Source organism: Streptomyces lucensis JCM 4490 (assembly GCF_014650035.1).
Lineage (GTDB): Bacteria > Actinomycetota > Actinomycetes > Streptomycetales > Streptomycetaceae > Streptomyces > Streptomyces lucensis.
Genome location: NZ_BMUE01000021.1, coordinates 21,649 through 35,567 on the forward strand (window position 1 = coordinate 21,649; position 13,919 = coordinate 35,567).

Sequence of the window (13,919 nt, forward strand, 5' to 3'; positions counted from 1 at the left end):
CGACTGCCTACGCTGCGGACCCAGACGACGACCGCACCGGAGGAGAGCCCGCGCCATGACCGTCGCCGAACCCGCACCGCCCCGCGCCCCCGTCCCGCCGCTCGCCGCGCGCGCCCGCGGCGTGGGCGGTTCCCCCGTGCGTGACATCCTCGCGGTCACCGCGCGCCCCGAGGTCATCAACTTCGCGGGCGGCCTACCGGCGCCGGAACTGTTCGACCGCGACGGCATAACCGCCGCGTTCCAGGAGGTGCTCCAGCGGCAGCCGGACCGGGCGCTGCAGTACTCCACCACCGAGGGCGAGCCGTCGCTGCGGGCCGGGCTGGCGTCCCGCGTCACCGCCGGGGGCCTGCCGACCGGCCCCGACGACCTGCTGATCACCACCGGTTCGCAGCAGGCGCTGTCCCTCCTGGCGACCGCCCTGCTCGAACCCGGCGACACGGTCCTGGTCGAAAGCCCCTGCTACCTCGCGGCACTTCAGGTCTTCGCCCTGGCCGGCGCCCGGGTGGTGGCCGTGCCGGGCGACGCGGACGGAGTGGACCCGCGGGCCCTCGAGGAAGCGGCCGGCCGGGAGCGTCCGAAGCTGCTCTATCTCGTCCCCACCTTCCAGAACCCCACCGGCCGGACGATGCCCGCGGCGCGCCGCGCGGCGGTCGCCGCCGTGGCCGCCCGCCGGGGGCTGTGGATCGTCGAGGACGACCCGTACGGCGAACTCCGCTACGACGGCGAGCGCGTCCCGTGGATCGCGTCCCTCCCGGGCGCCGAGGACCGGACGGTCCTGCTCGGCTCCCTCTCCAAGGTGATGGCCCCCGGCCTGCGCCTGGGCTGGCTCCGCGCCCCCGCCGGACTGCGCCGGGCCTGCGCGGTCGCCAAGCAGGCGGCCGACCTGCACACCCCGACCCTCAACCAGCTCGCCGCCGCCCGCTACCTGGACGTGCTGGACGCGCACGTGGAGCGGGTGCGGGCCGTCTACGGCGCACGCCGGGACGCCATGCTGGCGGGGCTGCCGGACGCCCTTCCGGCCGGCTCGGTGTGGAGCCGGCCGGAGGGCGGCATGTTCCTGTGGGCGCGGCTGCCGGAGTCCTACGACACGCACGCGCTGCTTCCCCGGGTGGTCGAGCAGAACGTCGCCTACGTCCCCGGCGCGCCCTTCTACGCGGGCGAGCCCGACCGCTCCACCCTGCGGCTCTGCTTCGTCACACAGACCCCGGAGGAGATCGCGGAGGGCCTGCGCAGACTGGGCCGGGGGCTCGGCGGCTGAGGGCCGCCGGGGGCGCCGGAGGTGCCGGTGGTCAGTCCCACCAGAAGTACCAGCTGTGCTCGCCGATGAGCTCCTTGGCATAGGCCCGCAGATCGCCGCCCCGCGCGAAGTTGTCCGGGCAGAAGGCGAAGTGCTCGGCCGCCACCGCCTCGGCGCCGGCCAGGGTCGTGGGCGGCGCGGCCACCGACACCGCCAGGACGTCGAAGCCGAGGGCGACGACCCGTATGCCGAAGCGGTCCTCCCAGGAACGGAGGACCGCGCACAGGCGCGCCACGTCGTTGTCGTGGTTGAGCGGGCCGGTCCAGCCGATGGCGGCCGGGATGTCCGCGGAGCGCCGGGACGGGACGAGGGCCGGGCGCGGGTCCTTGAACCAGGTCTCCTCGGCCAGGGAGTCGGCCAGCCGCGCGGCACACGTGCCCGGGTCGACGGTGAGCGTGCCGGCCGGAGCCAGGCCCGGCCACGCCGGCCCGAACGGCGCCAGCGTCTCGGCGAGTTCCTCGTCGAACCCGTCCTCGTCGTCCTCGTCCTCCCAGTACTCGGCGAGGACCTCCTCCGGGTCGTGGTCCCCGGGGTAGGACATGTCGTCGGGCATCAGCTCCCAGTCGGCCGGTCCGCTGCGGACCCCGCCCAGATCGACGAGGACCGGCAGCAGTCCGGCCCGCGCCGCGGGTGCGGCCAGGGCGGCCCAGGTGCCGGGAGCGGCCTGCTTGTCCGCGTACCACAGCAGGGGTTCGCGCCGGGCACCGTCGGTCGTGTCGACCAGCCGGCCGGGCGGGAGCTGGAGTCCGAGGGAACGCCCGCTCGGGTCGGTCGCCAGCCGGGGCAGCGGGTTCGGAAGAGTCGCCATGACGGTGACTGTAGGGGCGGGCACTGACAGTGGGGGTGCGGTGAAGGCGGTCGCCGGGACAACGGCTCCGATGGCATGATCACGTCCGTCGCAACGCGTGCAACAGATGGTGAATACGGGGGTGTTGGCATGCTTTCGCGCCGCACGACGCGGACCGCGCGAATCCTGGCGCCGGTGGGCGTCGTACTCGGCCTGCTCACGGCCTGCGGAGGCGGTGGCTCCGGTGACGCGGGCGGCCAGGACGGCGGCACGCACCGGAGCGGCGGTGGTCAGCAGAGCAAGGCCAAGCCGTACGACCCGCCGCTGAAGTTCGAGTACCCGGCCGCGCAGCATGTCGTCAGCGGCCGGTGGACCGTACGGCTGGACGGGACCACCGCGTACGCCGTCTCCGACGACCAGGTGAAGGCCGTGGACGTCCTCGACGGCAAGGAGCGCTGGACCGCGGGGCCGAAGGGCGCGGCGACCCGGGACACCGGCTACGCCACCGGCGAGATGGCCCGCCCCACCCTGACCGAGATCGACGGCAGGCGCGCGGTCCTCGCCGCGTTCGGGGTCACCACGCCCGGCTCGGGCACCACGCCCGACCGGAACTCCGTCGAACTCGCCGCCCTGGACGCCGGGTCCGGCAGGCGGCTGTGGACGGCCACCGTCGACCGTCCCGAGAGCGGGGCGAAGGGCGCCCCCGTACTCGTCGGCACCGACGGCACCGCCCACGCCGTCGTCGAGCTGGGCGGGGACGGCGACGCCGTCACCCTGGGCATCTCACTGGACAGCGGCAAGGTCGCCTGGACGGCCAAGGGCTTCGCCGCGAAGTTCGTCGACGGCGGGACGGTCGTCGGGCTCGCCGACTCCAACGGGGAGACCGACGGCGGCATCGGCGTCCAGGGGCTGAAGTCGTCCGACGGCAGCAGGAGATGGAGCTACGACGCACCGGAACTCAACGGCGCGACGCTCACGTGGGCCGGGGGCGGCCTGTTCACCGCCGGCGTCGACCCGCACGAGGCCCTCGAGGAGGACGGCGTCGCCCTGCTGGCCACCTCGACCGGCCGCCCCCCGGCCGCCTACCCCTCCGGGAAGACGGCCGGACTCTCCAGGCTGACCTGCCAGTTCGACGACCGCGGCACGACCGTGTGCGAGTCCGCCCTGCCGGACGGGCACAAACGGGTGTTCGCCCTGGACCGGTCGTTCAGGCAGTTGTGGTCGATCGACGGGGCCGACGGCTCCCGCCTCCTGCCCGACGTCACCACGGTCTGGCACGGCGCGGTCTACGGCACCACCGACAACGGTCCCGTCGTCCTCGACGCCCGCACCGGCAAGGACCGGGCCACGTCACCGGCCATCGCGCCGTACCAGGTCAACGAGTACGCCGGTCTCGCCTCGACGCCGAGCACCGGGATCGAGGCGTACCGCGCGGTCGGCTAGACGCTAGACGAGGGTGGTGACGCAGAAAGGGTGGCCGGCCGGGTCGAGCAGGACCCGCCAGCGCTCCGGGTCCGGCTGGAACCCGGGCTTGGTGGCGCCCAGGTCGAGCAGCCGCTTCTCGGCGGCCTCCAGGTCGTCCACGCCCAGCTCGATGTGGGCCTGCTTCTCCTGGGCGGGGTCCGGCCAGGTCGGCGGGCGGTAGCCGGCCAGCCGGTTGAAGCCGAGGCCGGCCGCCCCCTGCTGGCCGATCATGACGAAGTCGTCGGAGGAGAAGAGGACCGGGAAGCCGAGCAACTCCCCGTAGAAGCGGGCCAGTTCTGCGGGGTCGGCGCAGTCGAAGGTGACGGCGGCGTAGCGGAATGCGGGTGCGGAAGCGGTGTCCGTGTTCATGGGGGAGACGCTAGGACGTGACCAGGACAGTTCCGGTCCTGGTCATGCGGGCGGTGTGGAAGACTTCGCGGCGTGATCGGTGCGTCCGCCCGCCTGCTGCGCCTGCTCTCCCTGCTCGCCGCCCGGCCGTCCTGGACCTGTGCCGAGCTGGCCGGCCGCATGGAGGTCACGGATCGCACGGTGCGCCGGGACATCGCCCGGCTCCGGGAGCTCGGCTACTGCGTCGACTCCGACGCCGGCCCCTGGGGCGGCTACCGCCTGCGCGCCGGCTCCCGGATGCCGCCGCTGATCCTCGACGACGAGGAAGCCCTCGCCGTGGCCGTCGGGTTGCGCGAGGCGGCGCTGAGCGACGCGCTCGGCGGCGACCAGGCCGCGCTGTCCGCGCTGCTGAAGCTGCGCCAGGTGCTGCCCCCGCGGATCGCGGACCGGCTGGGGGAGTGGGACGACGCCTTCGTACGGCTCCCCGGTTCCGAGGGCCCGCGGATCAGGGCGGGCATGCTGCTGGAGCTGGCCGCCGCCTGCCGGGGCGGCCGGCGCGTCCGGCTGTCGTACACCGACGGGCAGGGACGGGCGACGGTCCGGGACGTCGACCCGTACCGTCTCGTGCACACCGGACGGCGCTGGTACCTCGTCGCACTGGACGTGGCGCGGGGGCAGTGGCGGACGTTCCGGGCCGACCGCGTCGACCGGCTCCAGCCCACCGGACACCCGGCGGAGATCACCGACCCGCCCGACCCCGCACTGCTGGTCTCCCGGAACATCGCCAACGGCCCCTACCCGCTCTACGCGACCGTCCGCCTGCCGCTCCCCGCGGACGAGGCGCTGCGGCTGGTACCCGCGACGGTCGGCACGCACCGCCCCGACGGCCCGGACGCCACGCTCGTCGACATCGGCGGCCCGGATCCGGACGGCCTCGCCCGCTACCTCCTGGGCCTGGCGACACCCCTGCGGGTCCTGGCGCCCGACTCGGTACGCCGGGCCCTGCTGCGCCGCACACGGGAACTCCTCACCGCCCATGCGGACGGGTGAACCGCGACCATGCCGACTGAGGGCATCGCGACCACGCCGCGCGGGGGGCGCCACGGCCCCGCCGCTCACCACATGCCTTCGAGGACCTCGTCGAGGAGGCGGTTCCATTCGGATCCCGGGTCGGCGAGGGGGAGCGGGTCCACGGCGGTGACGGCGCTCCGGAACGCGCGGGCGTGCTCCTCCACCGAGTCCTCGTCCTCGTCCTGGGCGCAGGCGTCGAGGAGCCGGCGGAACGCGCACAGCGTGAGGACGAACGACTGCACGTCGCGGTGGAGCGGCCGGCCCTCCTCCTCGCCCTCCGGGTAGGAGTGGACCGTCCCCGCCAGGGGGTCCAGGACCACCAGACCGGTGACGAGATACCCGAGGACGAGCCAGGCGCGCCGCTCCGGCGGGCACGCCCGGCCCCGGTGGTCGAGGAGCGGGCCGAGCCGTCTCGGCACCGGGGAGGAGTTCTCCGGCTCGGCGCGTGAGACGAACGTGCCGTCAGTGGGCAGGCCCACGGCGGAGAGGAACTCCGCCGTGGGCCTGTGAAGTCCGCTGCCGGGGACCCACGGGTGGTAGACGACCCCGTCCAGGCCGAACAGCCGGATCAGCTCTTCGCCGTTCAACGCGCCGCCTGCCGCCGCGCGGGTCAGAGCTTCTCCGGCGTCCGGATGCCGAGCAGGGCCATGCCCTGGTGCAGGGTGCGGGCCGTGACGTCGCACAGGAACAGGCGGTTCTCCACCTGCTGCGGCGTCTCGGCCTTCAGGACCGGGCACTTGTCGTAGAAGGTCGTGTAGAGGGAGGCCAGCTGGTAGAGGTACGCGGCCAGCTTGTGCGGGGCGTACTCGGCGGCGGCCTCCGCGACCGTCTCCGCGAACGCGTCGGCGTGCAGGCCGAGGGCCCGCTCCGCGTCCGTCAGCTCCAGTTCCGGGTGCGCGGCCGGGCGGACCTCGCCGGCCTTGCGGAGGATGGACCGGATACGGGCGTACGCGTACTGGAGGTAGACGGACGTGTCGCCGTTCAGCGAGACCATCTGGTCCAGGTCGAACTTGTAGTCCCGGTTCGCCGACGTCGACAGGTCCGCGTACTTCACCGCGCCGATGCCCACCTGGGCGCCCCGCTCGGCGATCTCCTCCTCGGACAGGTCCTGCGCCTTCTCCCGGACGACCGCCGAGGCACGGTCGATCGCCTCGTCCAGCAGGTCGACCAGGCGGACCGTCTCGCCCTCACGGGTCTTGAACGGCTTGCCGTCCTTGCCGAGGACCGTGCCGAAGGCCAGCTGGAACGCCGTGACGTCGTCGTTCAGCCAGCCGGCCCGGCGGGCGGTCTCGAAGACCATCCGGAAGTGCAGGGCCTGCCGCGCGTCCACCACGTACAGCAGGGAGTTCGCCTTGAGGTTGAACACGCGGTCGCGGATCGCGGAGAGGTCGGTGGCCGCGTAGCCGTAGCCGCCGTCCGACTTCTGCACGATCAGGGGGACCTGGTTGCCGTCCGGGCCCTTGATGTCCTCGAAGAACACGCACAGGGCGCCCTCGCTGCGGACCGCGACACCCGACTCCTCCAGCAGGCGGCAGGTCTCGGCCAGCATGTCGTTGTACCCCGACTCGCCGACGATGTCGGGGTCGCGGATCTCCATGTCCAGCTTCTCGAAGACGGAGAAGAAGTAGATCTTCGACTCGTCCACGAACTTCTGCCACGCGGCGAGCGTGTGCGGGTCCCCGGCCTGGAGGTCGACCACCCGGCGCCGCGCCCGCGTCTTGAACTCCTCGTCGGAGTCGAACAGCCGGCGCGCGGCCTTGTAGAGGCGGTCGAGGTTCGACATCGCCTCCTCGCCGGTCACCTCGGCGTCCTTGTGGTCCAGCTCGTGCGGGTGCTCGTCCAGGTACTGGATGAGCATGCCGAACTGGGTGCCCCAGTCGCCGATGTGGTGCCGGCGGATCACGTTCTCGCCGGTGAACTCCAGCAGCTGGACCACCGAGTCACCGATCACCGCGGACCGCAGGTGGCCTACGTGCATCTCCTTCGCCACGTTCGGCTGCGCGTAGTCGATCACCGTCGTGCCCGGGTCCGCGGCGGTCGGCACGCCGAGGCGGCCCGTCTCGTCCGCGTACCGCGCGGCCAGGTTCGCGGTGATCGCCCGGTCCGCGATGGTGATGTTGAGGAAGCCGGGGCCGGAGACCTCGACGTCCTGGATCACGTCACCCGTCACCACCTGGGAGACGACCTGCGCGGCCAGCTCCCGGGGGTTCGCCTTCGCCTTCTTGGCCAGCGCCAGGATGCCGTTGGCCTGGAAGTCGGCCCGGTCGCTTCGTCGCAGCAGCGGGTCCGCGCCGGCGGCCTCCGGCAGGGTTGCCGAGAGGGCGGACGCGAGGTGCTGCTGGACGGAATCGCTGAGGGACGTGACCGAGGCCATAGGTATGGGTGCCGTTCTCCTCGTGGGGATGGATAGACCCAGCCAGTATCCCATGGGGGGTAAAGCGGTTTTCCCGGCCGCGAGCCGGTCTGTGACAATGGAGTGTCACCCGTTCAGAAAGAAGGACGTGCCGATCGTGGCTCAGAGCACCGAGACCACCGACTGGGTCTCCCGTTTCGCGGATGAGGTCATCGAAGAGTCGGAGCGCCGGGCCCCGGGCAAACCGGTCGTCGTCGCGTCCGGCCTGTCCCCCTCCGGGCCCATCCACCTGGGCAACCTCCGCGAGGTCATGACCCCGCACCTCGTCGCCGACGAGATCCGCCGCCGCGGGCACCAGGTCAGGCACCTGATCTCCTGGGACGACTACGACCGGTACCGCAAGGTCCCGGCCGGCATCGCGGGCGTCGACGAGTCCTGGGCCGAGCACATCGGCAAGCCGCTGACCTCCGTGCCGGCCCCGGAGGGCTCCGCGTACCCGAACTGGGCCGAGCACTTCAAGGCCGCGATGGCCGAGTCGCTGGCCCAGCTCGGCGTCGAGTTCGACGGCATCAGCCAGACCGAGCAGTACACCTCCGGCGTCTACCGCGAGCAGATCCTGCACGCGATGAAGCACCGCGGCGACATCGACGCGATCCTCGCCCAGTACCGGACCAAGCCGAAGCCGGCGAAGAAGCAGCAGCAGAAGCCGGTCGACGAGGCCGAACTGGAGGCCGAGGAGGGCTCGGGCGCCGCGGCCGAGGACGACGGCAGCTCCGGCTCCGCCGGCTACTTCCCGTACAAGCCGTACTGCGGCGACTGCGGCAAGGACCTCACGACCGTCACCGCGTACGACGACGACACCACCGAGCTGTCGTACACCTGCACTGCCTGCGGCTTCGCCGAGACGGTCCGGCTCAGCGAGTTCAACCGCGGCAAGCTGGTCTGGAAGGTCGACTGGCCGATGCGCTGGGCGTACGAGGGCGTGATCTTCGAGCCGAGCGGCGTCGACCACTCCTCGCCGGGATCGTCGTTCCAGGTCGGCGGCCAGATCGTCGGCATCTTCGGCGGCAAGCAGCCCATCGGCCCGATGTACGCCTTCGTCGGCATCAGCGGCATGGCGAAGATGTCGTCCTCGCGCGGTGGCGTGCCCACCCCGGGCGACGCGCTGAAGATCATGGAGCCGCAGATCCTGCGCTGGCTGTACGCCCGCCGCAGGCCCAACCAGTCCTTCAAGATCGCCTTCGACCAGGAGATCCAGCGGCTCTACGACGAGTGGGACAAGCTGGCGGCCAAGGTCGCCGACGGCTCCGCGCTGCCGGGCGACGTCGCCGCCCACTCGCGGGCCGTGGGCACGGCCGCCGGTGAGCTGCCGCGCACCGAGCGCCCGCTGCCGTACCGCACCCTCGCGTCCGTGGCCGACATCACCGCCGGGCACGAGGACCAGGCGCTGCGCATCCTGAGCGAGCTGGACCCGGAGCAGCCGCTCGCGTCCCTGGACGAGGCACGGCCCCGGTACGACAGGGCCGAGGCCTGGATCAACACGCACGTCCCCGCCGACCAGCGGACCATCGTGCGCGACGAGCCCGACGCCGAGCTGCTGAAGTCCCTCGACGAGGCCTCCCAGCAGTCGGTGCGGCTGCTGCTCGACGGGCTCGCCGACCACTGGTCGCTGGACGGCCTCACCCACCTGGTCTACGGAGTGCCGAAGGTCCAGGCCGGGTTCCCGGCCGACGCCACGCCGAAGGAGCTGCCGCCGGAGATCAAGACGGCCCAGCGGACGTTCTTCGCGCTGCTGTACCACCTGCTGGTCGGCCGCGACACCGGCCCCCGGCTGCCCACGCTGCTGCTGGCGGTCGGCCAGGACCGCGTGCGGGCCCTGCTCGGGGAGTAGGCGGTACGCAAGAGGGGCCCTCCCGACGGAGGGCCCCTTCTTCATGCCGTCGCGCCCCGAACCGTCGCGCGAGGCGCCGTCAGGCGATGTGGTCGTCCTGGAGCTGCGCCGTGTGGCGGTTGGTGAAGCGGTTGACCATGCGGTTCGCCTCCGGGGACGGGAGCGCGATGCCGAAGGTCGCCTCGACGTCGTCCCGGAACTGGGCGGCCGTCGGGTAGCTGCCGTCGATCGACTTCCGGAAGACCAGGTAGTAGTCCTCCTCCGTCGGCTCCGGCTCGGGCGTGCCGCCGCCCTCACCCAGCTCCCGGGTGCGGTTCGGGCCGACCGGGATCGGGAAGCTTCCGGTGTCCTCCGCGGAGGGCTGCTGGAACTGCCCCGGGGGCTGCTCCTCGTACCACTCCTCGTACTGCTCCTCGGGAGCGTACTGGGGCTCCTGCATCATCGGGTCGTAGGTCGGGTCGTAGCCGCCGTGGTACTCGATCTGCTGGGGGTGCCGGGCGTGCAGCCAGGGGCTCCCCTCCGGGACGGCGGCGTCCTCCGGCAGCCCGGCCCGCGGGCCGGGGATCGAGGGACGCTGCCCGCCGACCGCTGCCGTCCGCTGAGGGACGGGCACCGGCCCAGCGGCACCACCGCCCACGGCCGCGGATCCCGCCGGCGGCAGCAGGATCGGCTCGATGCCCGCCGCCGCCAGGCCCGCCGGGGCCGTCTCCGCGAGGGGGACGCCGTAGCGGGCCAGGCGCAGCGGCATCAGGGACTCCACCGGGGCCTTGCGGCGCCAGGCCCGGCCGAAGCGGGAGCGCAGGCGGGCCTGGTAGACGAGGCGCTCCTGCTCCAGCTTGATCACCTGGTCGTAGGAGCGCAGCTCCCACAGCTTCATGCGGCGCCAGAGCAGGAACGTCGGCACCGGGGAGAGCAGCCAGCGGGTGAGGCGGACGCCCTCCATGTGCTTGTCGGCCGTGATGTCCGCGATGCGGCCGATCGCGTGCCGGGCCGCCTCGACGGCGACCACGAACAGGATCGGGATCACCGCGTGCATGCCCACGCCCAGCGGGTCCGGCCAGGCGGCGGCTCCGTTGAAGGCGATCGTCGCCGCGGTCAGGAGCCACGCCGTCTGGCGCAGCAGCGGGAAGGGGATGCGGATCCAGGTCAGCAGCAGGTCCAGGGCCAGCAGGACGCAGATGCCCGCGTCGATGCCCACCGGGAACACGTAGGAGAAGTTCCCGAAGCCCTTCTTGATGGCCAGCTCACGGACGGCCGCGTACGAGCCGGCGAAGCCGATGCCGGCGATGATCAAGGCACCGGACACGACCATGCCGATGAGTACGCGGTGCGTCCGGGTCAGCTGCGGTGGCGCGGCCACTCGTACTCCCCTCCCATTGCGTGTTGTTGCGCGCAACAGAGTGGCACACGTGTGCGGCGGACGTGGTGCCGGACGGTGCCTGCGGCTCTCCGGTCAGCTCTTCTTCGCGGCCGACTTGGACGGAGATGCGGTGGAGGAGGGCGACTTGGACGGGGACTTCGACGGGGATTTCGACGGGGATTTCGACGCCGGCTCCGAGGGCGACGTGCCGGACGAACCCTGCCCCGAGCCTCCGCCGTTGGCCGTCGAGACGGACGCCAGGACCTCCTTGATCGCCTTCTCGGCGGCCTTCGTGAGGTCGTCGGCGTCCGGGGTCTTCTCGCCGGCGAGACCGGCGCCGTTGTAGTCGAGGGTGACGACGACGTTCTCGACCCGGGCCACGACCGTCTGCTGCTTGAAGAGCCCCTCCTTCTTCTTCAGGTCGTAGCGCACCGCGCTCGCCTCCGCGCCCGTGCCGGACAGCGGCACGAGCTTGACGTTCTTGGCGCCGTCCACCGACTGGGCGTCCTTGACCTGCTGGGAGTAGTACGTGTGCGCCTGCTCGTCGGCCGCGCCCCGCGAGGCGTCCGAGTCGAAGCGGAGCAGGGAGACGTTCAGCCAGCGGAACTGGGAGCCGTCGACGCCGTTGTTGTCCAGGCTGCTCCAGGCGCAGGAGGCACGCGTCGACGGATCGTCCGAACTGCCCTTCTTGGCCGACTTCGCACCCTTCGGCACCAGATCGGTCAGCGTCTTCTTCGGCACCGCCACGCACGCGTCCGGCAGCTTCTTGTACGCGGCGGGCCGCACGGTCGGGGACGCGCTGGCGGACGGCCGCGTGGAACTGCCCGCACTCTGCTGGGCGGAGCCGCCGTCGCCGGCCTTGGCCTTGGAGTCCCCCGAGTCGGAGGAGCAGGCCGCGGTGATCAGCACCGCGGGAACGGCTGCCGCGCAGACAAGAGCACGGCGAAGGCGCTTGGCTCGCTGGTCATGCTGGGCACGGACGTCTCGCTGGGCTGCTCGCTGCATGGTTCCTTCACTCATGACGCTCGGTGTTCGTGCGGGTTCCTGCGGGGCCACGGTACGCGGTGAGGGAGCTGTGCGGTCTCCGTTCGACCGCTTCGCGGGCGGACGCGGGCGGGGCGGGCCCGGCCGTCAACCGCCCAGCGCGTCGTCCAGTTGAGAGGCCAGCTCACGGGCCCTGTCCTGCATTTCCTTGCTGTCCGGGACCGTTCCGGTGGCCATCGGCTGCTCCTCGTACTGGAGCGTGACGATGACATTGGACGTGCGGAACACCACAGTCACCGTCCGCTGCTCGGCCGTCGAACCGGAGGTGCTGAGCTGGTCGTCCAGGTACGCCTCGTCGCCGAGATCGGTCAGGGCGCGCGGCTGCAGCTCGTCCGCCGCGGCGTCGGTGGGTGAACCGGCCGGGGACGAGGGCGCGGAGCCCGACGGCGTCGGCTCGCCGCTCGCCGAGCCCGTGGGGCTCGCCGTGGCGGACGGGGCGTCCGACGCCGGGGAGCCGCTGCTCGGCGCGGGCAGGTCGGCGGCCGTCTCCTTGCCCCGGAACAGCTGTTGCGCCTGGTCGTCGTCGCTGACCGCGTTGTCGTAGGACACCACGCGCTCGAAGTCGACAGAGAGGCGGTCGGTGGCGTCGGCCGACTCCACCTTCCAGCGGCAGCCGACCTTGCGGTCGGTGTCGTAGGTCAGCGTGGCCGCGCCCTGGTAGGCCTTGTCCCGCTGGCCCGGGTCGGTGATCTGTTTGATGCCGGGCAGCAGGGAGTCGAGGGTGTCCTGGTCGACCGCGCCGCAGGGCTCGGGCAGGGTCTGGTACTTGCCGGGCTCGGCGGCGGCCGTGGCCGTGCCGGCGCCGCCCGGATTGGCGTCGTCCGTCGGCCCGGCGTCCTCGGAGCCGCTCGTGCAGCCGGCCAGCAGCGCCGCGAGGAGTGCGGCGGTGCCGGTTACGTACGCCCTGCGCTGCACGGTCGGTCTCCTCTCGACTGTCCCCGCTGGTTATTCGCTTGCCGCGGCGGGGCGCTCCCTGGAGACAATGTGTATCGCACGCACTGCCGTGAACGCCGGTCCCTTGTCCCTTTCATGGACCTTGGCGCCGCTTTTGCGTTTTGTCGCTTTCAAGTCTTTTGTTGTCTTCGCCGGGGGAATGAGGAACGTATGTCGTACGTGGAGATGCCGGGCGCGAAGGTCCCGATCCGGATGTGGACGGACCCCGCGACGGTGGAGGACGTGGCCCTGCGCCAGCTCCAGAACGTGGCCACCCTGCCCTGGATCAAGGGCCTGGCGGTGATGCCGGACGTCCACTACGGCAAGGGCGCGACGGTCGGCTCGGTCATCGCGATGCAGGGCGCGGTGTGCCCCGCCGCGGTGGGCGTGGACATCGGCTGCGGCATGTCGGCGGTACGGACGTCCCTGACGGCGAACGACCTCCCCGGGGACCTGTCCCGACTGCGCTCGAAGATCGAGCAGGCGATTCCGGTGGGGCGGGGGATGCACGAGGATCCCGTCGAGCCCGGAGGGTTCCACGGGCTGGCGACGGCCGGGTGGGACGACTTCTGGGGGCGGTTCGACGGGGTCGCGGAAGCGGTCAAGTTCCGTCAGGACCGGGCCACTAAGCAGATGGGAACGCTCGGAAGCGGAAACCACTTCGTCGAGGTGTGCACCGACACGGACGGGTCCGTCTGGCTCATGCTCCACTCCGGCTCCCGCAACATCGGCAAGGAGCTCGCCGACCACCACATCGGCGTGGCCCAGGGCCTCCCGCACAACCAGGGCCTGGTCGACCGCGACCTCGCGGTGTTCGTCTCGGACACCCCGCAGATGGCGGCCTACCGCAACGACCTGTTCTGGGCGCAGGAGTACGCGAAGTACAACCGCACGCTGATGATGGCGCTCCTGAAGGACGTGGTCCGCAAGGAGTTCAGGAAGGCGAAGCCGGTCTTCGAGCCGGAGATCTCGTGCCACCACAACTACGTCGCCGAAGAGCGGTACGAGGGCATGGACCTGCTCGTGACCCGCAAGGGCGCGATCCGGGCCGGCTCCGGCGACTACGGCATCATCCCGGGCTCGATGGGCACCGGTTCGTACATCGTGAAGGGCCTCGGGAACGAGAAGTCCTTCAACTCCGCCTCGCACGGCGCCGGTCGCCGCATGAGCCGCAACGCGGCCAAGCGGCGCTTCTCGACCAAGGACCTGGAGGACCAGACCCGTGGCGTGGAGTGCCGCAAGGACTCCGGCGTCGTGGACGAGATCCCGGGTGCCTACAAGTCCATCGACCAGGTCATCGACCAGCAGCGGGACCTGGTGCAGGTGGTGGCGAAGCTGAAGCAGGTCGTCTGCGTGAAGGGCTGACGTCAG

12 protein-coding genes are annotated in these 13,919 nt (G+C 72.0%); 5 read left to right on the top strand and 7 right to left on the bottom strand.

All coding sequences use genetic code 11. The annotated features are described in order from the left end of the window. Positions 1 to 55: 55 nt before the first annotated feature. The gene (locus IE177_RS31720; protein ID WP_190018916.1) at positions 56 to 1,258 is read left to right on the top strand and encodes an aminotransferase-like domain-containing protein; all 1,203 of its coding nucleotides are present in this window, start codon (positions 56 to 58) and stop codon (positions 1,256 to 1,258) included. 31 nt (positions 1,259 to 1,289) lie between these two features. Here IE177_RS31720 and IE177_RS31725 read toward each other — a convergent pair whose 3' ends face one another. Further along, positions 1,290 to 2,105, bottom strand: coding sequence for a DUF4253 domain-containing protein (locus tag IE177_RS31725; protein ID WP_190018917.1), 816 nt, complete (start codon positions 2,103 to 2,105; stop codon positions 1,290 to 1,292). Between the two features lie 174 nt (positions 2,106 to 2,279). On the opposite strand from IE177_RS31725, the gene IE177_RS31730 reads away from it, so the two are divergent. Next, positions 2,280 to 3,527 carry an outer membrane protein assembly factor BamB family protein gene (locus tag IE177_RS31730; protein ID WP_229816355.1) on the top strand — a complete coding sequence of 416 codons (1,248 nt, stop codon included), beginning with the start codon at positions 2,280 to 2,282 and terminating at the stop codon, positions 3,525 to 3,527. Positions 3,528 to 3,530: 3 nt separating this feature from the next. Here the strand turns inward: IE177_RS31730 and IE177_RS31735 are convergent, their stop codons facing one another. Then, the gene (locus IE177_RS31735) at positions 3,531 to 3,917 is read right to left on the bottom strand and encodes a VOC family protein (protein ID WP_190018919.1); all 387 of its coding nucleotides are present in this window, start codon (positions 3,915 to 3,917) and stop codon (positions 3,531 to 3,533) included. 72 nt (positions 3,918 to 3,989) lie between these two features. Between IE177_RS31735 and IE177_RS31740 the strand changes: the two genes are divergently transcribed. After that, on the top strand, positions 3,990 to 4,946 hold the full coding sequence (locus IE177_RS31740) for a helix-turn-helix transcriptional regulator (RefSeq protein ID WP_190018920.1): 957 nt from the start codon (positions 3,990 to 3,992) through the stop codon (positions 4,944 to 4,946). Between the two features lie 65 nt (positions 4,947 to 5,011). Here the strand turns inward: IE177_RS31740 and IE177_RS31745 are convergent, their stop codons facing one another. Further along, positions 5,012 to 5,554, bottom strand: a complete 543-nt coding sequence (locus IE177_RS31745; RefSeq protein WP_190018921.1) for an SUKH-4 family immunity protein — start codon at positions 5,552 to 5,554, stop codon at positions 5,012 to 5,014. A gap of 23 nt (positions 5,555 to 5,577) precedes the next feature. Continuing rightward, positions 5,578 to 7,341, bottom strand: a complete 1,764-nt coding sequence (argS, locus tag IE177_RS31750; RefSeq protein ID WP_190018922.1) for an arginine--tRNA ligase — start codon at positions 7,339 to 7,341, stop codon at positions 5,578 to 5,580. Between the two features lie 127 nt (positions 7,342 to 7,468). Between argS and lysS the strand changes: the two genes are divergently transcribed. Next, positions 7,469 to 9,211: a lysine--tRNA ligase gene (gene lysS / locus IE177_RS31755; protein ID WP_190018923.1), complete on the top strand. Its 1,743-nt coding sequence runs from the start codon at positions 7,469 to 7,471 to the stop codon at positions 9,209 to 9,211. A gap of 79 nt (positions 9,212 to 9,290) precedes the next feature. Here lysS and IE177_RS31760 read toward each other — a convergent pair whose 3' ends face one another. The 3 genes from IE177_RS31760 to IE177_RS31770 all read right to left on the bottom strand — a co-directional run bounded on the left by IE177_RS31760 (position 9,291) and on the right by IE177_RS31770 (position 12,530). Then, complete coding sequence (locus IE177_RS31760; RefSeq protein ID WP_190018924.1) at positions 9,291 to 10,571, bottom strand: DUF2637 domain-containing protein; 1,281 nt, start codon at positions 10,569 to 10,571, stop codon at positions 9,291 to 9,293. A 93-nt stretch (positions 10,572 to 10,664) separates the two neighbouring features. Beyond that, positions 10,665 to 11,591 (bottom strand): DUF3558 domain-containing protein, encoded by a 927-nt coding sequence (locus IE177_RS31765; RefSeq protein ID WP_190018925.1) that lies wholly within the window; start codon positions 11,589 to 11,591, stop codon positions 10,665 to 10,667. 111 nt (positions 11,592 to 11,702) lie between these two features. Then, positions 11,703 to 12,530 (bottom strand): DUF3558 domain-containing protein, encoded by an 828-nt coding sequence (locus IE177_RS31770; protein WP_190018926.1) that lies wholly within the window; start codon positions 12,528 to 12,530, stop codon positions 11,703 to 11,705. A gap of 189 nt (positions 12,531 to 12,719) precedes the next feature. On the opposite strand from IE177_RS31770, the gene IE177_RS31775 reads away from it, so the two are divergent. Next, positions 12,720 to 13,913: an RtcB family protein gene (locus tag IE177_RS31775; protein ID WP_190018927.1), complete on the top strand. Its 1,194-nt coding sequence runs from the start codon at positions 12,720 to 12,722 to the stop codon at positions 13,911 to 13,913. Positions 13,914 to 13,919: the final 6 nt, after the last annotated feature.